This window comes from Campylobacter sp. P0103 (genome assembly GCF_002139545.1).
Classification (GTDB): domain Bacteria; phylum Campylobacterota; class Campylobacteria; order Campylobacterales; family Campylobacteraceae; genus Campylobacter; species Campylobacter devanensis.
Genome location: NZ_MJKG01000003.1, coordinates 116,269 through 135,484 on the forward strand (window position 1 = coordinate 116,269; position 19,216 = coordinate 135,484).

Here is a 19,216-nt window from a genome sequence, read left to right on the forward strand (position 1 = left end):
ATTTAATAATAAGATATTTGTCTAATTATAAAATCCAAATTTAACACTATTTGAAATTTCTAAACAAGATGGCCAAAGTGTGTAAAATCTAATACCTTTATACTCTAATTCAATCTTATAAAATAGTCCAATAAAACTCTTGCTTATTACATTTGCTTCAAACTCTCCACCCATATAAATTTCAGAATAAGCAAATATATTATTGCGAGACTTAATCCAATCAAAAAACTTATCTTGAGATGTTAAATCGCTGTGTATATAGTTCAATCCACCTAGCATTTGAGCGCTTTTTTCATCTTTTACACTATAAAAAAGCTTATTAGGAGTACCGATATCTAAAATTTTACCACCATCAATTAAGGCTATTTTATCGCTTAAATAATAAGCATCATCAATATCATGAGTAACAACAATAGCAGATAAGCCCTCTTTTTGAATCATCTCTTTTAATTCTACTCTTAAAGCTTGCTTTAATCCTTGATCTAAATTTGAAAACGGCTCATCTAAAAGTAGTAATTTAGCACCAGCAGCAATCGCTCTAGCAAATGCAACTCTTTGAGCTTGTCCTCCTGAGATTTGATCTGGCTTTTTATCCTTTAGTCTCTGTATGCCAAATTTAGTCAAAAGCTCATTTATTTTATTATCTGCTTCTTTTTTGCTTAGTTTATTTAAAGCAAAAGCGATATTATCATATACGCTAAGATGAGGAAAAAGAGCATAATTTTGAAACATAAATCCAACATTTGATCCACATCTTAACTCATCGTATTGACTATTTTCTAATTTAGCAATACATCTTAAAAGCGTACTTTTTCCACTTCCACTACTACCTAAAATAGATAAAATTTCATTACTTTTAAGACTTAAATCAATCCCTTTTAAAACCTCATTTTGACCAAATTTTTTATGCAAATTTCTAATTTCTAGCACGTTTTGCCTTTATAAATATATGGGTAAAAATCAATACAAATAACGATAACACCACTATCATTAAAGATGGTAATGCACTATCATAAATTCTCTCATCAGTAGCGTACCAAAACGCCTTAACGCTCAATGTCTCAAAACTAAATGGTGATAACATACGAGTAAGTGGTAACTCCTTAATAGTGTCTATAAATACAACTAAAAACGAGAGTAAGAAAAACTGCTTTAATAGCGGCATATATAGCTTTATCATTAATATAAAATAGCTTGGGCGTAGCATATATCCAGCCTCATCAATAGAAGTATGAATTTTAGCAAAACCACCATCAATAGAGTATATAGCAGTAGCTAAAAATCTAACTACATAGGCAAAAATTAAAACGCTAAATGATATTCCTAAAATTGCCACATTAAAAATCTCGCCTATAAATGCAGCTGCTATCATAAGACTTACACCAATAGCAGCCCCTGGAATAGCATATCCTACTGAACTAGCCTTAAGTATCCAAAAGCCAAATTTTCCACCTTTGCTAATTCTAGCTACAAAACACAAAATAAATGCCAAAATAGTAGTAACAAGCCCAGTAATTCCAGCTAAAATAAGCGAATTTAAACTCAAAATATAAAAATCAATTTCAAAAAGCTTATAATCTTTAAGCCCCCAATATCCAAGCCATATAAATGGCAATATAAATCCTATAAATAATATCATAAAACAATATAGAGTTGCTATTATGGATTTAAATTTACTAAGATCTCTTTTTTGAATAAACTCACTAATATCTTGATTAAAGCTAAATTTGCTCTTTTGACGCTCTTTATACTCTACATACATAAGAGCAAAAACACAAAGCATTAAAATTGCTGAAAGCGCACTTGATGAGTATGGATCTCCAAGATCATACCAAGTTTTAAAAATCCCTGCACTAAATGTATCTACCCCAAGATACGCACTAGCTCCATAATCGCTCAAAACCTCCATAAGCACAAGCATAAGCCCAGCTATAACGCTTGGCATAGCTATCTTAATGCTAACTTTATAAAATATCTTAAATTCGCTATACCCATGGATTTTTCCCACTTCATAAATAGCCATTGATTCGCTCTTAAAAGCTGACTTGGCAAATAAATATACATATGGATATAAAGATACACTAAGCACAAAAATAACACCATAAATATTAAAAATATCAATTCTAAAACCAAATATACTTTCAAACTCGGCCCCATAATCCATAATTCCAACATAAACAAAAGCCAAAATATAAGCTGGAATAGCAAGCGGTAAAATTAGTAAATTTTCTAAAATTTTACAAAAATAAAAATTATAATTACTAACCAAATAAGCCGTAGAAATACCCAAAATATAACAAATTATTAGTACAAAAAAGGCCACTATAAATGTATCTTTAACAAATCTAAAAAATAAAAACTCAAAAAAGTGACTTAAATTTCCACTAATTTGAGCTAGTCTTGATTCATCACTACTAGCAAAAGCCTCAAATAGATATGAGCCAAATTCAATAAAAATACTAATAACAGGAACAACAACTAAAAAAGCTATAAAAAGCCCAAGGGCCTTTATAGCTTTTGTTTTATCTCTCATCTAAATCCTACTTCATCATAGATAAGTACTGCATCTTTTACATTATCTGCGATTTTTGATACTTCTATGCTATCTTCTTTAAATTTACCAAATGATTTAACTACATCTGAAGGTTCTACATCACTTCTTGCTGGATACTCATAGTTGATATTTGTTAGCATTGTTTGAACCTCTTTGCTTAGCATAAACTCCATAAATTTCTTAGCTGCTTCTTGGTTTTTACTTGATGCTGTCATAGCAATTCCGCTCACATTAATATGTGCACCACGGCCATCTTGATTTGGGAATATTATACCAATTGAGTTACCAACTTCTACATCTTTTGGATTTTTAGATGTTCTTAGAAGTCCTATATAATAAGTATTCATAACAGCATATGGAGCTACGCCAGATACCATCTGTCTAGCTTGGTCTCTATCGCCACCTTTTGGTGGCATTGCTAAATTATCCAATACTCCTTTAGCCCATTTTTTAGCCTCTTCTTTGCCATCATTTGCAATAATTGAAGCAAGTAAAGTTTTAGAGTATGCAGCTGTAGCGCTTCTTACTAAGATTTTACCTTTTAGTTCAGGTTTTGCTAAATCTTCATAATTTTTTACTAAATTTGGATCGATTTTAGCATTTTTATCATATGCGATAATTCTTGCTCTTTTAGTAATAGCAAACCACATATCATCTTTATCTCTTAAATTTGGAGCTATTGTATCTTTTAGAAATTTAGAATCTACTGGGGATAATACATTTGCATTTTTAGCCTCAGTCAAATTTGAAACATCGGCAGTTATAAATATATCTGCTGGAGAATTCTTGCCTTCTAATTGCAATCTTTTAATTAGCTCAGGCGCTCTTGCAGTTGTGTGATTTATCTTAATACCAGTTTGAGCCTCAAATTTTTTATATATCTCAAAGTCAGCATCATAGTGTCTAGCTGAATATATATTGAGTTCAGCTGATACCAAAGTCGTAGCACTAAGTAGTGCAGCTATGATAATCTTTCTCATCATTTTCTCCTAGAATTTAATTTTAATGGCGAAATATTAGCTCTAAGAAGTAAATATTCTGTAAATGATAATAGTTATTAATTTCTATTGAATTAAATTTGGGTCGATAATTATTAAATTTAAATATAGCTTGAAATAAAATTTTAAATCAAAATTATAATAAAGTGTTACTAAATTACACATTTTTATAAATTTTTTACTGAATTTAGGCTTAAATTTATTAAATTTGAGATATTGCTGATATAATGCAATTTTAAATAATTTCATAATAAAGGTTAACAGATGTCTAATCCAAACATCCCTGTTGACAAGCAGACAAATGCTGTACAAATCATCGGCTTAATCGGTGGTGTTATAGCTGCTATGCTTGTTTACTACATAATGCCTAGCAATGCTGGCGAGATAGCCTTAGCAGCTGCAAATGGCAAAACACTCAATGTAAATGCTCTTCCCATAGTTGCCGCCGTGGCTGTTTTAATGGGTATATGGTGGATGACTGAGGCTATCGCACTTCCTGCTACGGCTCTTCTTCCAATGGTTTTATTCCCTATTCTTGGTGTTGATACATTCAAAAACGCCGCCGCTCCATACGCAAGTGATACTATATATCTATTCATGGGTGGTTTCGTTTTAGCCCTTGCTATGCAAAAATGGAATCTCCATACTCGTATTGCTCTTGGCATTGTACTTTTAGTAGGTACTAGCCCTAAACGCCTTGTGGCTGGATTTATGATAGCTACTGGCTTTATGTCTATGTGGGTTAGCAATACTGCAACTGCTGTTATGATGCTTCCAGTTGGTCTTTCTGTTCTTCATTTAGTAAGTAAATTAACCGGTAAAGAAGATGGCACAGTAGAAGGCGATTTAAAACACCTTGATGAAGTAAGCCGCAAAGGCACTCAAGGCGGATTTGCAAGTGCTGTTATCCATAAAGGAAAAGATGTAGTAAGTGAAATAAAAGACAAAACCGCAGCCTATACTTCAAATTTCGGTATTGCTTTAATGCTTGGTATAGCTTATGCTGCATCTGTTGGCTCTCTTGGCACTATTATCGGCACTCCGCCAAATGCGCTTTTAGTAGCTCATATGAAAAATGAATTTGGTATCGAAATTGGCTTTGGCGAGTGGATGTTGATGGGTGTTCCTCTATCTATTATTATGCTAATTGCTTGTTGGGCGCTTTTGGTTTATGTATTATTTAAACCTGAAATTAATGAGATTCCAGGCGGTAGAGAGGTTATTCATGCAGAATACAAAAAACTAGGTTCAATGAGTAGAGCTGAGTGGCTAGTAGGTGGCGTGTTTGTCTTGGCTGCGCTTTGTTGGATATTCCTTGGATTTATATTTAAACACTATGGAATTAAAGTCGCTAGTTTGGATTCTGTTATTGCTATGAGTGTTGCTGTGTTGCTCTTTATAATTCCAGCAAATTCAAATCATGAGAGATTGATAGATTGGAATACGGCCAAAAAATTGCCGTGGGATATCTTAATCTTATTTGGTGGTGGTCTAGCGCTTTCAGCTCAATTTAGTAAAACTGGTCTTAGCTTATGGATTGGAAATCAAGTATCAGCCCTTGGATTTATGCCAATTATATTAATTATATTAATTGTTACAGCTCTTGTTATATTCTTAACAGAGATCACATCAAACACAGCTACCGCAGCAGCGTTCTTGCCAGTAATTGCTGGTGTGGCGATCGGTCTAGGATACGAAGGAGAAAATATAATGCTATTTACAGTTCCAGTTGCTCTTGCTGCTACTTGTGCATTTATGTTACCAGTAGCTACTCCGCCAAATGCTATTGCCTATGGTTCTGGCTATGTCAAAATCAGCAATATGATCAAAGCTGGTTTATGGTTAAATATAATAGGTGTATTCCTAATCACACTAACAGTTGTATTCCTTGCAACTACAGTATTTGGATTAAGCTTATAATCCTTTTAGCTAGGCGAATTCGCCTAGCTACCTCATCTAAATTTAATACACTTTTTAAATCCAAAATTATTATCAACATAATTTTAATATTTATAAATTACATATTGTAATAAATATACAAATTTAATTAATAAAATTTGATAATTTCAATAATCATTTAGAAAAAAATATGATATAATTATGAATTACATAATTTATATTAACATTATAAAAATTAATAAGCATGGAAAGATTAAGATATGAAAATTTTACTTTGTATCTTTGTATTTGTTATAATAGGCTTTGCAAAGTGCCAACTAGTGCAAAAACCTAGTGATGATATAAATAGCGTAGATGTTAGCCAAACACAAATAGCATATAGTAATCTAAAAAATTTATATATAGCAGATCTTAAAACCTACAAAATCCTATCTCAAATAGATATAAAATCTGATAAAATCAATGTAATTAAATTTAATAATCTAAATCTTATAATTGGCCTAGATAGTGGCTATGCTATACAAATTAACCCAAAAGGGGTTAAATCAATTCTAATTGACCCGACAAAAACCAATATAATAGATGGCATTACATCTATAAATTTTATCAAAGATAAGATTATATTTACTCTTGGCAATGCGACTTTAATAATCTATGATACAATTAATAATATATATAAAAAATCAAATTTAAACCTAAACTCAAAGATAACTGCTACACATATAATTGACAACTCTCTTTATATCGCTAGTTTTGATAGAAATATATATAAAGTTGAATTAGATACGATCACAATCAACAAAATTATGCAAACATCAAATTTACCAACTGCAATGATGGATTTAAATAAAGAACTAATCATAGGACTAATAGATGGCAATATAATCTATAAAGATAAAATTTATAAAATCTCAAACAACCAAATAAGCACAATAAAAATTTATAAAGATAATATTTATATTGGCGATTGGGATTCAAATTTATATATTTATGATTTTAATTTAAATTTAAAAAATAGCACAAAAATCGGCTATGATTCAATTCTGGATATATTTATTAGTAAAAATAGCCAAGTTGCACTATGGAATAGTGCTATTTTTTCTTGTAATTTTGGTATTGAGTAATTGATACAAATTTTATAAAAGGAGAGCTTTATGTATAGTTTTATCAAAAAGCCATTAGTGCTTGGCGCTGGCTTATGCTTAGGCTTATCTAGCCTTTTTGGTGCTAGTGAGCTTGAAACTATCATGAAAGAGCGAAACTTGAGTGAAAAAGATGTCTTAGCAGCAGCTAAAACATATCAACCAAGTGGTCGCAAAGATGAGTATATCGTCTTTAGTTCTGGCGGTCAAAGTGGCCAAGTAATCGTATATGGCGTCCCATCTATGAGAATTTACAAATATATAGGTGTATTTACTCCAGAGCCGTGGCAAGGTTATGGCTATGATAGCGAGAGTAAGGCTATATTAAAAGGCGGTGCTATTAGAGGCAAGGAAATCACATGGGGTGATACTCACCACCCAAATTTCACTGAAAAAAATGGCGAATATGTGGGCGATTATCTATTTATAAATGATAAAGCAAACCCAAGAACAGCTGTAATCAATCTTCATGATTTTGAAACCACTCAAATCGTGGTAAATCCAATCATGAAAAGCGAACACGGTGGAAGTTTTGTTACTCCAAATACAGAGTATGTAATCGAAGCTAGCCAATACGCAGCTCCATTAGATAATAATTATCATCCAATCGAAGAGTACGAGTCTGTATATAGAGGTGCGATTACATTTTGGAAATTTGATTATCCAAAAGGTAAAATTGATGAAAAAGCTTCATTTTCACTTGAGCTTCCTCCATATATGCAAGACTTAAGTGACGCTGGTAAGGGTGAATCAATGGGTTGGGCATTTACAAATAGCTTTAACTCAGAGATGTATACTGGTGGTATTGAAAAGGGTCTTCCTCCATTTGAAGCTGGTATGAGTAGAAATGACACTGATTACATGCATATGTATAACTGGCAAATTCTAGAAAAACTAGCAAAAGATCCTAAAAATTACAAAGTAATTAATAACCACAGAGTTATTCCTATTAGTGTAGCTGTAGCTAATAATGCACTATTTTTAGTTCCAGAACCAAAATCTCCACATGGTGTAGATGTAAGCCCTGATGGTAGATATATCCTAGTAGGCGGCAAGCTAGATACTCACGCTAGCGTATATGACTTTAGAAAAATAAAAGCTTTAATAGATAAAAAAGAATTTGCAGGTAAAGATCCATTTGGAATTCCAATTTTGGATATGCAAAAATCTTTGCATGGTCAAGTAGAACTAGGCCTTGGACCACTTCATAACTCTTTTGATTCTAAAGATGGCGTGGTTTATACCTCACTATATGTAGATAGTCAAATCGTAAAATGGGATTATAAAAAGTTAAAAACTCTAGATAGAGTAAATGTCCATTACAATATCGGCCACCTTGATACTATGGAAGGTAAATCTGCTAAACCTGTTGGCAAATATGCTCTAGCTCTTGATAAATTATCAATTGATAGATTTAATCCAGTAGGCCCACTTCATCCACAAAATCACCAATTAATCGATATAACTGGTGCAAAAATGGAACTAATCTATGATATGCCAATTCCTCTTGGTGAACCTCATGATGTTATCTCAATTGCAGCTAGTAAATTAAAACCTGCAATGACATACAAAATGGGTACAAACTCAAGAACAGGTGAGCAATCAGTCGGTATGACTCTAGCCGGTCAAGAGAGAGTCGAGAGAAATGGCAAAAATGTAACTGTATATGCTACTCTTGTTAGAAGTCACATAAATCCTGAGCATATAGAAGTAAATAAAGATGATAATGTTACTATCTATCTAACTAACTTAGAAAGAGCTCAAGATGAGACTCACGGCTTTGCAATTGACTTATATAATGTTCATGCATCTATAGAGCCTGGTAAAACTGCGAGCGTGAATTTCAAAGCTGATATGGAAGGCGTATTCCCTTACTACTGTACTGAGTTTTGTTCTGCTTTACATCTAGAGATGATGGGATATCTATATGTAAAAGATCCTAAGAAAAAATATGAATCAATCAAAAAAGCAAAACTAAAAGAGTTAAGCCCAGCTCAATTAGAAGCTGAATACAAAAAAGTAATCGCTACAAATAAAGCAACTGATGATGTTATCCAAAGCGTTGTTAAATTCTTAAAAGAGAAACACTTTGAGAAATATCCAAAAGTCAAACAACTTGTTGAAGATGCACTAGATCAATATGGCAAAATTCCTGAAGTAAAAGCAAAAGCTGATGAAGCCTATAAAAAAGGCGATGTCAATGGCGCTATTCTTTGGGAGTATCAAGTATGGCAATATATGGTTAAAACTGCTGATGTTGGTCTAAGAGCTAAAAACAACCTAACAAAAGCCCTTGCTACACCTATGACAGCTGTGCAAGCTCGTGGTGAAGAAGCTTATTTAAAAGGTGGATGTAATGGTTGCCATGTTATCGGTCAAGTAAGCTCAGGTCCAGATTTAACCGGTGTTCTTCTAAGACATGAAAATGCCGAACAATGGGTGTTTGATTTTATCAAAGATCCAGCTAGCAAATATGAAGAAGATTATGTTAAAGCTATGATTAACTTCTTTAATCTAAGAATGCCAAATCAACATATGACTGACCAAGAGATCAAAGATATAATTGAGTATCTAAAATGGATCGATGAAAATGCTGGATTATATTAAAATTTAGCAAATGGGGCGGAGATTCCGCCTCATTAATTAAATTTATTATCCGCCCAGATGGACTGATAGTAAATTTAATTAAAGGAGTAAAAATGAAAAGGTATCAACTCTATACCATACTAGCTCTAGTTTTAATGACTGTGGGATTTACTATTCCTGTAATTGCATATCATGGTGTAGCCAATAAGATTAAAAATGGTGCTGAGATTCCAAGCTATGTATACCCAATATATAATCTCTACACTAAAATTCAATATAAAAATCATCTAATGGCACCAGAAGTTAGAAATGATTTAGCAAAAATGATAGAAACAAGATCTGAAATTGGAGTGCCAAGCCTTCCTATATGGTATGTATCTTTAGAGGCTCCTAATTATCCTAAAGAGGCCTTTCCAGATGGAATTCCAGTATATTTTCATGTAGATGGTTATAGTGGTGATGTGCATGAAATGAATACTATAAATCACTATATAGGTATGTATCCTATGGAGCATGGTGGCAATGTAGAAAGAGCAATCGCACCATACTATTTGCTTATTGCAACTATCTTTATGTTGCTATATCTATACTATAACGGTAAAGGAAATTCGCTATTACTAATCCCTACAATTATCGCTCCAGTACTATTTATGAGTGCATTTGCTGGCTGGCTATACTGGTATGGTCATAATATGCAAGAATGGGGCGCATTTAAGATTAAACCATTTATGCCAACAGCTCTAGGTGATGGCAAAGTGGCACAATTTACCACCCATTCATATCCTACTATAGGATTTTGGGTTATGATTACTATGAGCGTTTTATCAATTTTAGCAATATTTTCTAAAAATAAATATCTTAAGGAAAATGCGTGAAAAAACTCTGCTTAATAGCTCTGCTATATAGCTTTACTTTTGGAAATGACTTACAAAATGCTATAGATAGTGCAAGTAGTGGAGATATAATAGAGCTTAGCAGTGGAGTTTATAGTGGTAATATCATTATAAATAAGCCAATTACTATAGATGGAAAAGATAGAAGCGCTATCATTAAAGGCGATGGAAAAGGCGATGTGATAAAAATCAATAGCTCAAATGTAAAGCTATTAAATTTAACCATTGAAAATAGCGGTAATTCTCACACTACTATTGATTCAGCTATAAGTTGTGATAGCGCTAGTAGGGTTGAGATTATCAACAATGCTATCAAAAATTCGCTTTTTGGAGTAAATTTCAAGCAGTGTAATGAATCTAAAATAGTTGATAATTTTATCACTTCAAAGCCTGTTGATTTAGGACTTAGAGGTGATGGAATTCGCCTATGGTATAGCCATGACAATATAGTACAAAACAACCATCTAAGCAAGAGCAGAGATATGGTAGTATGGTATTCTAGCAATAACCAAATTCGCAAAAATTATGGCGAGTATGGCAGATATTCACTACACTTTATGTATGCTGGAAAGAATTTAGTTGAAGAAAATATATTTAAATACAACTCTGTTGGTATATTTTTTATGTTCTCCTCAGGAACAACTGCTAGAAAAAATCAAGTTTTAAACTCTACTGGTGCCTTTGGAGTTGGTATTGGTATGAAAGATACTAGTGATTTTATAATACAAGATAATATATTAGCCTATAATGCTAGAGGATTATATCTAGACCAATCTCCGTTTCAACCAGGCACTACAAATGTTTATGAAGATAATCAGATACTATACAACACAGTTGGAGTTCAATTCCATGCTACTCAGCATAAAAGCATATTTAATCGTAATGACTTTATAGGTAATATGGAGATTGCTATCAACGATACACCTGGTTCTAAAATTGATATAAATGAGTGGAGTAATAATTACTTTGATGATTATGCTGGATTTGATAGAGATAAAGATGGAATTGGCGATATAGAGTATAAGAATTTTACCTATCTTGATTCACTTTGGCAATACTATCCAAATTTAAGGCTATTTTATGGAAGTGCAATTATGAGTATTTTAAACTTCATCTCTAAACTCGCCCCATTTTCTGAACCAGAGCTATTAATCACAGATACAAGTCCGCATATGGAGCCATATCATGAATAGAAGAGAGTTTAGCATTTTTAGCATTGCTGCGATTGGATGCGCTGCTGGTAGTGGAGTTTTAATAAATAAATTCTATGAACCAAAACTACACCTTAGACCACCAGGAAGTGTTAAGAATTTTGAATCTTTATGCATCAAATGTGGCCAGTGCGTTCAAGTCTGTCCATATCATAGCATTGAACTTTTGGGGCTTGATGATGGGATAAATTTAGCCTCAGCATATATCAATCCAAGCAAAAGAGGCTGCTATCTATGTGATTTATTTCCTTGTGTATTAGCCTGTCCTAGTGGCGCACTAGACCATAGTATAAACTCTATAAAAGATGTTAAAATGGGAGTTGCTGTAGTAAGAAATATACAAAAATGCTATGCAACGCTAAATAAAAATGTAAGTCAAGATGATATTAGTATCCTACTAAATCGCCAAACCTATAACCAAAGAGAGAGCGATGCTAAAAAGATTATAGAAGATAATATTGATAAAAGCTGCTCATTATGTGTAAATTCTTGTCCAGTTGATGAGGCTATAAGTTTTATACAACTAAATGAAAAAAAGGTTGTAAAAATAGAGTCAAATTGCGTAGGATGTGGAGTTTGTCAAGAGGTATGCTTTGCTGGAGTGATTGAAATCTTACCACAAAAAAGCTATAACGAAATTTACGAGGAATCAAAATGAAAAAGTCAATTACGATTATACTAAGTGCAATAATATTTCTAGGATGTTCAAATCAAACAAATTCTAAAAATGATTCACAAGAGTCAAACAAAACAGCTACTACAAACTCAATTACAATCAAAAAAGGCAGCAGTGCCAATCAAACAAAATCTGATGAATGGGTAGTATATGATATAGATGGAAAGAAAAATATTAAATTTGGCATTGGCGAATCAAACGAAACTACAAAATCTATCGGCGCTATTGCCTTTACTAGGCCACCACTTCAAAGTATAAATAAAGCCTTGCTAAAAGGCCAATTAAGTAAAAATTTCATTACCAAATGTTCAGCCTGCCATGATGATTATGCCAATGGAATAATTGGTCCATCGCTATTAGATAAGACAAGCGAGCAGATATATGATATGATAATTGCATATCGCACTAAAACAAAAGCCAATATATTAATGGCAGATCTTGTAAAATCAATGGATGATAAAGAGATGGCAGATATTGCCAATGAAATTAGCCAATTCAATGAACAATTTAGGAGTAAAAAATGAATATAGGCAAAGTAATAGCTCTATTTTTAGGCAGTTTAATTGTTGTTTTAATGCTTTTTATGTTGTTTAGCTCTGATAGCCCAACTCAAGCAACACAAGAACCAGTAAAAAATGAACCAAAGCCAGTTACGCAAACTACTAGCAATTCAAGTGAGTTTCAAACAAGCGATGAGTTGAATAAAATTAAAGAGTTAAAACAAAGCGTATCTCTAAGCAGCGATGGAGTAAGCAAGATATATTTACAAAGTTGCGCACCATGCCATGCTAAAGATGGCTCTGGAATCTTAGCTCCATCAATTATTGGAAAAAGCAAAGAAGCTATTCTAGCTAGATTAAATGAGTATAAAGCTGGTAAAATACCAAATAGTTTAATGGAAGGACTTTTAGATAATGTCAGCGATGAGAATTTAACAATTCTAGCTGAAGAGATATCTAAATTTAAATAAATATCATGAATAAATATCAAGGCCGCCAAACAGTAGCAAATGCTAGTTTTTTCTCTACTTTTATAACCACAACAAAAGATGGCAAGAAGCGTCCTAGCATAAGGTTTTACCGATATTTTACGATGATTTTGATTCATCTTTTGTTTGTGCTTTCATTTGTAGCAGATATTCAAGTCATTGAAGGTGATATTACTGGGTCTAGAATGCTAGGCTTTCACTTAGCTGATCCATTTATAACCACACAAATTATCCTTAGTAGAGCAGAGTTACCTGTAAATCTACTCATTGGGGCTTTTACTATTTTAGCTTTTTATATGCTTTTTGCTGGGCGCGCCTTTTGTTCGTGGGTCTGTCCATATAATTTTTTTGGCGAATTTGCTGAGAGATTAAATGCTAAATTAGTTAGCAAAAAAATAATCAAAAAAAGAGAATTTGATACAAAAATCAGATATATATTTTTGATAATTTTTTGGATTTTAAGCTTAGTGAGTGGATATTTAATATTTGAGATTTTTAATGTTGTAGGTATAGTATCAAGATTCATCATATATGGATATAGTGCTGCAATTTGGTGGGCTGTTTTGGTATTTTTAGCTGAAGTATTCTTTAGTAGAAGATTTTGGTGTAGATATGTTTGTCCTATTGGAACATTATATTCATTATTATCTAAATTTAGAGCTATAAAAGTTAGCTGGAATAAAGAAAAATGCGATCACTGTGCTGTATGTATGGATGTTTGCATTGTCCCAAAAGTTCTAGAAATTACAAAGTCTAAAAATAAAGATGTTCCAGGAGAGAAATTTAGTATAATAAGCGGGGATTGTACTATGTGTGGTAGATGTATCGATGTATGCCATCAAGATGCTTTAAATTACGAAAATAGGCTTAAAAAGCTTTTATAAGGATTGATATTGATAAAAATAGAAAACTTAACTAAAAAATTTGGCTCACAAATTATTTTAAATAACTTAAATTTAAATATTCAAGATGGTCAAAAAGTTCTAATAATGGGACAAAATGGAGCTGGAAAATCTACTTTAATGAAGGCAATATTAGGTGAGTTAATCTGCGATAGTGGCTCTATATTCATAGATAATATCAATCCAATTATAGATAGAAAAAATGCTTTAAGATATCTAAGTTTTGTCCCGCAAACTCCTCCGCCTCTTAAACTTAGTGTCGCTCAACTATGTGAATACTCTATAAGCTCAACCCAAACAGATTTAAATAATATAATTAACTATTTAAAAGAGCTAGATTTAAGCTATGAAAAAGAGCATAAAAAGCCATTTTATAAGCTCTCAGGCGGTATGAAGCAAAAGGTTTTAATCGCTCTAGCTCTTGCAAGAGATTCAAAGACTATACTCTTTGATGAACCTACTGCCAATCTCGATCCTCAAGCTAGAGAGAAGTTTATAAATATATTAAAATCTAAATTCCAATCTCACACCCTTATATTTATCTCTCACAGAGTAAGTGAGGTTCAAGGCATAGTAAATCGTGTTATTGAGATGGATTTAGGCAATATCATTAAAGATAGCGAGGTATAATAGTGAAAAATTTAATCCTAATAGCAAAAATTGATATAAAAGAGACATTTGCTTCAAAATGGTTTTTCTTTTATTTAGTTACCTTTGCTGGGTTAATTGCGATATTTTTTGTAACAGGAGTTGTTGATAGCAGAGTTGCTGGATTTAGTGGACTTACTAGAATGCTTTTGCTATTTATTCAAATTTGTATAATAATCTTGCCAATCTTTATTCTCATCACAACTGTGCGAAGTATAAACTCAGATAGAGAAACTGGGGCTTTAGAGTATCTTCTTAGTTTTCCAATATCGCTTAAAGAGTACTATTTTGGCAAAGCTTTAGGGCGTGCATTTACAGTCTTTTTACCTATACTTATAGCTCTTATCTTATCGCTTATTATAGCTATTTTTAAAAATGTAGATATTCCTTGGGGAGTATTTTTTTATTACACTTTATTGCTTTTAGTGCTATCTTTTGCCTTTTTATCGTTTGGATTTTTAATCTCAAGCCTTATTAAAAGTAGCGAACTTGGGCTTGGATTTTCATTTTTATTTTGGCTATTTTTGTTAGCATTTTTAGATCTTGCATTAATAGGCCTAATGATGCAAAGCTCAATAAATGAAAATATCATCTACTCCATCTCATTAGCAAACCCTATGCAAGTTTTTAGAATCGCAGCAATTAGTCTATTTGATCCAAATTTAGCTGTAATTGGTCCAGCAGCTTACTTTATTTTAGATGGATTTGGCAAGATTAATTTTTTAATATATTCAGCACTATATCCAACTTTACTTGGTATAATTTGCATGATATTTGGATATATTTCGTTTTCTAAGAAGGATTTAGTATGAAAAAACTTATACTTTTAGCTCTTTTTACCGGAATAGTTTTTGGGGCAAATTTAAAAGATAATGAGTTTTTTAAGGATACAAACTCTACTTGTCCTATTAAATTCATAGATGTTTTTAAATATCCTGATTGGATTGCAGTTTTAGAATATAAAAATGGTAAAAAAGTATTATTTAGCTCAGCCAAACAGATGTTTTACTACTTTTATACAGGCAAACCAAAAGAGGTTGTGCCGCTTAAAAAGATGTATGTTACAGATTATAAAACAAAAGAGCTTATCGAAGCTACAGAGGCATTTTATGTTTTTGGCAGCAATATAGTAAGTTTTAGTGGTGATGATTTAATACCATTTGCTAGCTATGAAGATGCGAAAAAATTTGCCGATGATAACTCAGCTAGTAGGATTTTTGAATTTAGTAAAATTAATAAAAAATTGATTGATTATTTAGATTAGGATTGATAATGAAAAATATTTTATATGTTTTAAGTGCTATTATCATTGGTGCATTATTTGCTTTTATAATAAATTCTTATGATGAACAAACCCAAAAGATCTCTGCTGATTCAAACATAACTTGCGATTTAAATACTCAAAACTGTAATATATCCTATAAAGGAAAAGAGATTGGATTTTCTTTTTATCCAAGACCACTTGAAGCTATGGCACCACTTACGCTTAAAGTAGAAGGGCTAAATGGTCAATATAAAAATTTAAATGCTAGAATTTATGGTTTAAATATGGATATGGGAACTATAAAAGCAAATTTAGAAAATAAAGGCAATCTCTACATAGGTACAGTTGTGCTAAGTTCTTGCGTAGTAGAGGTGATGAATTATCGTTTAGAGCTTTATGATGGAGATAAACAACTTGGAATTTATATAGATTTTAATCTTAAAAGCTAATTGTAAATAAAGCCAAATAGCTATAAAAGCTATTGGCTATTAATCTTAAAAAATGTATCTAAATGTATATTTTCAAAAGCAGCTTGCAAACTTACAAATAGTTTTGGATTTTGCTTTTCAAGAGTAGCTAAAAGCTCTTTAGTTTCAGCCCTAGCGTGTGGCATTTTAACATCAAACCTCATAGCAGGACACGCCTCATCTCCAATCACTCTAAGCTCATTTCTAGTAGCATTATCACGCAATTGACGCTCACGCACATTAATAAGCGGTCTAATCACTATCACGCCATTTTTAGCAGTATATTTTGGTGCTAGAGTTCTCATAGCTCCATTGTATGTAAAATTCATAAAAAAACTCTCTACAGCATCATCTAAATGATGTCCAATAGCAAGCTTATTAAACCCATTAGCTAGTGCATATGTATAGAGATATCCTCGTCTCATACGACTAAAAAAGCTGCAAAAACTTGAGTTTTTACGAATTTTATCTTTACTAATCTCAAATATAGAGCTATCAATTACGCTGTGTTTGATTCCATGAGCATTGCAATGCTGGGTTAAATATTCATAATTTTCACCCATTCCATAGCTTAGCGTTACTGCTTCAAATTCAAATTTATCAGGGGTTACATTTTGAAAATGCTTAAGAATATGTGCCAAACTAAGGCTATCTTTACCACCGCTTAAACCCAGTAAAATCTTATCGCCTTTTTCAAACATCTTATACTTAGCGTTAGTTTGGCCAACTTGTCTAATTAATTTTTTGCTTAGCTCTATCATATATTTTTTACCATTTCTAGAACAAATTTAGCCGATTTATCTGCTGCTTGAGTTAAAAATGTATCAAAATCAACCTCTGCTTTACCACCAGCTTCATCGCTAATAGCTCTAAGCATACAAAATCCAACACCAAGAGCAGCACAAACTTGAGCAACGCTTGCCCCTTCCATCTCTACAGCATCAGCTTTAAAAGTAGATTTTATCCACTCTTTTTTTTCTTCATTGCAGATAAATTGATCGCCAGTAGCAACTACTCCACCAATTAAACCAATACCTAAAGAATCAGCCACCTTTTTAGCTACGCTATTTAACTTCTCGTCGCTATTTTCAAAAATATTAATTCCAGGCACATAACCATGTGGATGTCCAAAAGCTGTAATATCTAAATCATGTTGAGCTGTAGTAGTGGCATATAGCATATCACCGATCTTTAAATTTTCATTTAAAGCACCAGCAACGCCAGTAAATATCAGCTTTTCGCAACCAAATTTTTCAACTAAAATTATTGCAGTTAAAGCTGCATTGACTTTTCCAATCTTTGAATAGGCTATTACTAATTCATGATCGCCACACTGTGCTTTATAAAATGAATTTCTAGCATGATCAATCTTTTGATAATCACCAACTGCTTTTAGCAAAAACTCAATCTCTTCACTCATAGCCCCAAGGATAGCAATTCTCATCTTAACGCCTCTAAAGCTTCATTGAGTGAGCTTAAATTTGTGATACTATATGTTGGTTTATCGCAGATTTTTTTATTCATTCCTTTTAATACGCTTGCACCAAATTCAATAAAACAATCAACCTTATCAACATAATTTTTTACACTATTTTGATATAAAACTGGGCTAGTTAGTTGAAGTTTTAATAATTCTAAAGCCTCTTTTTTAGTAGTATAAGTCTTGGCTGTAACATTTGAAATTACTGGCGCAAACTCTTCACTTAGTAAATTTTCAAGCTCATTGGCAAGCTTTATACTAGCATTTTGAAGCAAAGGACAGTGACTTGCTACACTCATATCAAGCAGCATTGCTCTTTTGGCTCCAGCAGATTTAAACTCATCTACAGTTGCTTGAAGATCACTTTTGATACCAGCTACTACTATTTGACCATCACAGTTATAATTTGCTGCCCAAATTTGCTTATTACTATTTTTACAGATCTCTTCAACCTTTTCATTGCTAAGACCTAAAATCACCATCATTCCAGCGCCAATTTCTGCACAATCTTGAGCCATAAATTTACCACGCAAATTTACAACCTTAATAGCATCTAAAGGTTTAATTGCTCCACTTACACTAAGAGCGCTAAACTCACCTAAAGAGTGTCCAAAGCTAAGCTCTGGTTTTAAATTTAATTGACTTTTAAACGCTTCAAAACACATTAATGAATTTAACACAATTGCTGGTTGAGTAAATTCAGACTCACCAAGCTTATCATTTGGCTCAAAAAGCAAGGATTTAAAATCAATCCCACAATGCTGACTAGCACTATCTAATAGCTCCTTAGCACTGCTAAATTCATTATATATTTCCTGCCCCATTCCAATACTTTGTGAGCCTTGACCAGGGAAAATAAAAGCTACTCTCATATCAAACTCTTAGTGGTGTTTACCGCAGCATCCGCCACCATTTTCATCATGATGAGCACCATTGCAACACTCATCTTCATCATCATGATGATGACCATGACCACCGCAACCACCATGACCACCACAGCCGCCATGTCCATGATGATGTTCATGACTATGACCACCACAACCACATACATGTGGCATAGCTACAACACCTGTTAGCTCCTCATCAGCATCAGCATCTCTATTTTCTGTAATCTGTACATTAAATTCCAAATCTTTACCAGCGTATGGGTGATTAAAATCTACAGTTACATCATTTTCACCGATAGCTTTTACAGTTACACGAACTGTGCTACCATCTTCTCCTTCGCCAAAAAGCTCCATTCCGATATTTAAATCAATTCCTGCAAACTGCTCTTTAGGAAGTACTTGCAAAGCGTTTTCATCATATTCGCCTACGCCTTGGCTAGCTGGAATTTTAATTGTAGCTTTTTGACCAACTTCTAAATTTAAAACACCACTCTCAAGTGCTTCTAAAACTTGATTTTTACCACTTACAAATGCAATCTCTTGACCACCTATATTTGATTCTAAAAGTTCGCCACTATTAGCATCTTTTAGCTCATAAAACATTTTAATAACTTTTGACAT

At 32.7% G+C, this 19,216-nt stretch carries 20 protein-coding genes; 13 read left to right on the forward strand and 7 right to left on the reverse strand.

The features are described 5' to 3' along the window. Window positions 1-21: 21 nt before the first annotated feature. The 3 genes from CIGNP103_RS04810 to CIGNP103_RS04820 are packed head-to-tail and all read right to left on the reverse strand — an operon-like array spanning window position 22 to window position 3,534. The gene (locus tag CIGNP103_RS04810) at window positions 22-930 is read right to left on the reverse strand and encodes an ABC transporter ATP-binding protein (protein ID WP_086268675.1); all 909 of its coding nucleotides are present in this window, start codon (window positions 928-930) and stop codon (window positions 22-24) included. Continuing rightward, entirely contained in the window at window positions 917-2,533 is a 1,617-nt protein-coding gene (locus CIGNP103_RS04815; protein ID WP_086241677.1) for an ABC transporter permease subunit, read from the reverse strand. The genes CIGNP103_RS04810 and CIGNP103_RS04815 overlap by 14 nt, the downstream gene beginning before the upstream one ends. Next, complete coding sequence (locus CIGNP103_RS04820; RefSeq protein WP_086228463.1) at window positions 2,530-3,534, reverse strand: Fe(3+) ABC transporter substrate-binding protein; 1,005 nt, start codon at window positions 3,532-3,534, stop codon at window positions 2,530-2,532. Before CIGNP103_RS04820 ends, CIGNP103_RS04815 begins: the two co-directional genes overlap by 4 nt. A gap of 282 nt (window positions 3,535-3,816) precedes the next feature. Between CIGNP103_RS04820 and CIGNP103_RS04830 the strand changes: the two genes are divergently transcribed. The 13 genes from CIGNP103_RS04830 (at window position 3,817) to CIGNP103_RS04890 (ending at window position 16,210) form a co-directional block, all read left to right on the forward strand. Beyond that, on the forward strand, window positions 3,817-5,472 hold the full coding sequence (locus CIGNP103_RS04830) for a DASS family sodium-coupled anion symporter (protein WP_086225078.1): 1,656 nt from the start codon (window positions 3,817-3,819) through the stop codon (window positions 5,470-5,472). 239 nt (window positions 5,473-5,711) lie between these two features. Next, window positions 5,712-6,575 carry a hypothetical protein gene (locus tag CIGNP103_RS04835; RefSeq protein ID WP_086225077.1) on the forward strand — a complete coding sequence of 288 codons (864 nt, stop codon included), beginning with the start codon at window positions 5,712-5,714 and terminating at the stop codon, window positions 6,573-6,575. Between the two features lie 30 nt (window positions 6,576-6,605). Then, entirely contained in the window at window positions 6,606-9,200 is a 2,595-nt protein-coding gene (nosZ, locus tag CIGNP103_RS04840; protein WP_096022323.1) for a Sec-dependent nitrous-oxide reductase, read from the forward strand. 92 nt (window positions 9,201-9,292) lie between these two features. After that, a complete protein-coding gene (locus CIGNP103_RS04845; RefSeq protein ID WP_086241678.1) occupies window positions 9,293-10,054 on the forward strand; it encodes a cytochrome C in 762 nt (253 codons plus the stop codon). Beyond that, complete coding sequence (locus tag CIGNP103_RS04850; protein ID WP_086252647.1) at window positions 10,051-11,265, forward strand: nitrous oxide reductase family maturation protein NosD; 1,215 nt, start codon at window positions 10,051-10,053, stop codon at window positions 11,263-11,265. The genes CIGNP103_RS04845 and CIGNP103_RS04850 overlap by 4 nt, the downstream gene beginning before the upstream one ends. Then, window positions 11,258-11,941: a 4Fe-4S dicluster domain-containing protein gene (locus CIGNP103_RS04855; protein WP_086241680.1), complete on the forward strand. Its 684-nt coding sequence runs from the start codon at window positions 11,258-11,260 to the stop codon at window positions 11,939-11,941. Before CIGNP103_RS04850 ends, CIGNP103_RS04855 begins: the two co-directional genes overlap by 8 nt. Beyond that, entirely contained in the window at window positions 11,938-12,483 is a 546-nt protein-coding gene (locus tag CIGNP103_RS04860; RefSeq protein WP_086268676.1) for a c-type cytochrome, read from the forward strand. Before CIGNP103_RS04855 ends, CIGNP103_RS04860 begins: the two co-directional genes overlap by 4 nt. Further along, a complete protein-coding gene (locus tag CIGNP103_RS04865) occupies window positions 12,480-12,929 on the forward strand; it encodes a c-type cytochrome (RefSeq protein WP_179187319.1) in 450 nt (149 codons plus the stop codon). Before CIGNP103_RS04860 ends, CIGNP103_RS04865 begins: the two co-directional genes overlap by 4 nt. 5 nt (window positions 12,930-12,934) lie before the next feature. Further along, window positions 12,935-13,831, forward strand: a complete 897-nt coding sequence (locus CIGNP103_RS04870) for a NapH/MauN family ferredoxin-type protein (protein WP_086229718.1) — start codon at window positions 12,935-12,937, stop codon at window positions 13,829-13,831. A gap of 9 nt (window positions 13,832-13,840) precedes the next feature. Further along, on the forward strand, window positions 13,841-14,479 hold the full coding sequence (locus CIGNP103_RS04875) for an ATP-binding cassette domain-containing protein (RefSeq protein WP_086268677.1): 639 nt from the start codon (window positions 13,841-13,843) through the stop codon (window positions 14,477-14,479). Between the two features lie 2 nt (window positions 14,480-14,481). Next, window positions 14,482-15,309, forward strand: coding sequence for an ABC transporter permease (locus CIGNP103_RS04880; protein WP_086225070.1), 828 nt, complete (start codon window positions 14,482-14,484; stop codon window positions 15,307-15,309). Continuing rightward, window positions 15,306-15,761, forward strand: a complete 456-nt coding sequence (locus tag CIGNP103_RS04885; RefSeq protein WP_086268678.1) for a nitrous oxide reductase accessory protein NosL — start codon at window positions 15,306-15,308, stop codon at window positions 15,759-15,761. The genes CIGNP103_RS04880 and CIGNP103_RS04885 overlap by 4 nt, the downstream gene beginning before the upstream one ends. Before the next feature lie 8 nt (window positions 15,762-15,769). Next, window positions 15,770-16,210, forward strand: coding sequence for a hypothetical protein (locus CIGNP103_RS04890; RefSeq protein WP_086234202.1), 441 nt, complete (start codon window positions 15,770-15,772; stop codon window positions 16,208-16,210). 29 nt (window positions 16,211-16,239) lie between these two features. Here the strand turns inward: CIGNP103_RS04890 and CIGNP103_RS04895 are convergent, their stop codons facing one another. Genes CIGNP103_RS04895 through CIGNP103_RS04910 form a run of 4 tightly spaced genes read right to left on the reverse strand, consistent with a single transcriptional unit; the run spans window position 16,240 to window position 19,216 of the window. After that, window positions 16,240-16,989: a tRNA 2-thiocytidine biosynthesis TtcA family protein gene (locus CIGNP103_RS04895; RefSeq protein WP_086229713.1), complete on the reverse strand. Its 750-nt coding sequence runs from the start codon at window positions 16,987-16,989 to the stop codon at window positions 16,240-16,242. Continuing rightward, window positions 16,986-17,672 (reverse strand): 5'-methylthioadenosine/adenosylhomocysteine nucleosidase, encoded by a 687-nt coding sequence (locus CIGNP103_RS04900; RefSeq protein WP_086268679.1) that lies wholly within the window; start codon window positions 17,670-17,672, stop codon window positions 16,986-16,988. The genes CIGNP103_RS04895 and CIGNP103_RS04900 overlap by 4 nt, the downstream gene beginning before the upstream one ends. Further along, window positions 17,669-18,580: an ACP S-malonyltransferase gene (fabD, locus tag CIGNP103_RS04905; protein WP_086226788.1), complete on the reverse strand. Its 912-nt coding sequence runs from the start codon at window positions 18,578-18,580 to the stop codon at window positions 17,669-17,671. Before fabD ends, CIGNP103_RS04900 begins: the two co-directional genes overlap by 4 nt. A 9-nt stretch (window positions 18,581-18,589) precedes the next feature. After that, window positions 18,590-19,216, reverse strand: coding sequence for an FKBP-type peptidyl-prolyl cis-trans isomerase (locus tag CIGNP103_RS04910; protein WP_086228452.1), 627 nt, complete (start codon window positions 19,214-19,216; stop codon window positions 18,590-18,592).

Bases quoted from the DNA above. Each gene is read 5' to 3' on its own strand.
- CIGNP103_RS04860 (WP_086268676.1), top strand. From the start codon at position 11,938: ATGAAAAAGTCAATTACGATTATACTAAGTGCAATAATATTTCTAGGA.
- fabD (WP_086226788.1), bottom strand. From the start codon at position 18,580: ATGAGAGTAGCTTTTATTTTCCCTGGTCAAGGCTCACAAAGTATTGGA.
- CIGNP103_RS04845 (WP_086241678.1), top strand. From the start codon at position 9,293: ATGAAAAGGTATCAACTCTATACCATACTAGCTCTAGTTTTAATGACT.
- CIGNP103_RS04895 (WP_086229713.1), bottom strand. From the start codon at position 16,989: ATGATAGAGCTAAGCAAAAAATTAATTAGACAAGTTGGCCAAACTAAC.
- CIGNP103_RS04870 (WP_086229718.1), top strand. From the start codon at position 12,935: ATGAATAAATATCAAGGCCGCCAAACAGTAGCAAATGCTAGTTTTTTC.
- CIGNP103_RS04910 (WP_086228452.1), bottom strand. From the start codon at position 19,216: ATGTCAAAAGTTATTAAAATGTTTTATGAGCTAAAAGATGCTAATAGT.
- CIGNP103_RS04900 (WP_086268679.1), bottom strand. From the start codon at position 17,672: ATGAGAATTGCTATCCTTGGGGCTATGAGTGAAGAGATTGAGTTTTTG.
- CIGNP103_RS04885 (WP_086268678.1), top strand. From the start codon at position 15,306: ATGAAAAAACTTATACTTTTAGCTCTTTTTACCGGAATAGTTTTTGGG.
- nosZ (WP_096022323.1), top strand. From the start codon at position 6,606: ATGTATAGTTTTATCAAAAAGCCATTAGTGCTTGGCGCTGGCTTATGC.
- CIGNP103_RS04890 (WP_086234202.1), top strand. From the start codon at position 15,770: ATGAAAAATATTTTATATGTTTTAAGTGCTATTATCATTGGTGCATTA.
- CIGNP103_RS04865 (WP_179187319.1), top strand. From the start codon at position 12,480: ATGAATATAGGCAAAGTAATAGCTCTATTTTTAGGCAGTTTAATTGTT.
- CIGNP103_RS04855 (WP_086241680.1), top strand. From the start codon at position 11,258: ATGAATAGAAGAGAGTTTAGCATTTTTAGCATTGCTGCGATTGGATGC.
- CIGNP103_RS04820 (WP_086228463.1), bottom strand. From the start codon at position 3,534: ATGAGAAAGATTATCATAGCTGCACTACTTAGTGCTACGACTTTGGTA.
- CIGNP103_RS04815 (WP_086241677.1), bottom strand. From the start codon at position 2,533: ATGAGAGATAAAACAAAAGCTATAAAGGCCCTTGGGCTTTTTATAGCT.
- CIGNP103_RS04835 (WP_086225077.1), top strand. From the start codon at position 5,712: ATGAAAATTTTACTTTGTATCTTTGTATTTGTTATAATAGGCTTTGCA.
- CIGNP103_RS04830 (WP_086225078.1), top strand. From the start codon at position 3,817: ATGTCTAATCCAAACATCCCTGTTGACAAGCAGACAAATGCTGTACAA.